The sequence below is a fragment of the Mesorhizobium sp. M0848 genome, from assembly GCF_040319805.1.
Taxonomy (GTDB): domain Bacteria; phylum Pseudomonadota; class Alphaproteobacteria; order Rhizobiales; family Rhizobiaceae; genus Mesorhizobium.
The window spans coordinates 1-817 of record NZ_JAMYOM010000084.1; the positions used below are offsets into that span (position 1 = coordinate 1).

Sequence of the window (817 nt, forward strand, 5' to 3'; positions counted from 1 at the left end):
CAACGAGAAAGTCATGGGCGAACCTATAGTCCGTTTTGAGAACGTCGCAAAGCGCTACGGCGCGCTTAGCGTGCTGGACGAACTCAATCTCGACATTGCCCGCAACGAGAAGGTGTGCATCATTGGTCCCTCCGGCTCGGGCAAGACCACTGTACTGCGCATGCTGATGACGCTGGAGCGCATTAACGAGGGGGTGATCTGGGTAGACGGGGAGCCGCTCACGCACATGCAGAAGAACGGCCAGATGATGCCGGCGAGTGAGCGTCATTTGCGGCGCGTGCGCGGCAAGATTGGCATGGTGTTCCAGCACTTCAACCTCTTCCCGCACATGACCGCGCTGCAGAACTGCATGGAGGCGCCGGTCTCGGTGCTTGGGCTCTCCAGGCAGGAGGCCGAGGCCCGAGCGGCGGAGCTGCTCGATATGGTCGGGCTCGGCGACAAGAAGAACCATTTCCCGATCCAGCTCTCCGGCGGCCAGAAGCAGCGCGTGGCGATCGCTCGCGCGCTGGCCATGCGGCCCAAGGTGATGCTGTTCGACGAGGTGACATCGGCGCTCGACCCGGAACTCGTCGGGGAGGTGCTCAACGTCATCCGTAAGCTCGGCACAGAGCATGACCTCACCATGCTGATGGTCACGCACCAGATGGCCTTCGCCAAGGAGTTCTCCGACCGCGTCTGCTTCTTTTACGGCGGCAAGATTGCCGAACAGGGCCCGCCCGACCAGCTCTTCGGCAATCCGCAGAACGAGCGGACCCGACAGTTCCTCAGTACTGTGCTCGAGGCGAGGTAGTTATACGCGGTGCCGGCTCGAACGGAG

At 62.2% G+C, this 817-nt stretch carries 1 protein-coding gene; it reads left to right on the plus strand.

Translation table 11 applies throughout. The features are described 5' to 3' along the window. Positions 1–13 precede the first annotated feature (13 nt). The gene (ehuA, locus tag NKH95_RS33380) at positions 14–790 is read left to right on the plus strand and encodes an ectoine/hydroxyectoine ABC transporter ATP-binding protein EhuA (RefSeq protein ID WP_352894624.1); all 777 of its coding nucleotides are present in this window, start codon (positions 14–16) and stop codon (positions 788–790) included. Positions 791–817 lie beyond the last annotated feature (27 nt).